The organism is Bifidobacterium favimelis, assembly GCF_037963085.1.
Taxonomy (GTDB): domain Bacteria; phylum Actinomycetota; class Actinomycetes; order Actinomycetales; family Bifidobacteriaceae; genus Bombiscardovia; species Bombiscardovia favimelis.
Genome location: NZ_JBANDZ010000001.1, coordinates 163,209 through 163,411, shown reverse-complemented (window position 1 = coordinate 163,411; position 203 = coordinate 163,209). Strand labels below are relative to the sequence as shown.

Genomic DNA, 203 nt, shown 5'->3' with positions numbered 1-203 from the left:
GCGGCACCGGCAGGGCCCAGAAGGACGCTACCCCCGGCATAGTGGCCAAACCCGCAGGCGTCGACACCTGGACCAAGATCAGCGCAGCAGGATACCATTGCCTGGCAATCGGCTCTGATGGCAACCTTTATTCCTGGGGGAGCGACGGCTTTGGCCAGCTGGGACGCGACGCCGTTACCAACCGACCCGACCGGCCCGGCATT

At 65.5% G+C, this 203-nt stretch carries 1 protein-coding gene; it reads left to right on the top strand.

The annotated features are described in order from the left end of the window. Positions 1 to 203 (top strand): RCC1 domain-containing protein (locus tag V6584_RS00565; RefSeq protein WP_340486098.1); only part of this gene is annotated, 203 nt, incomplete at both ends.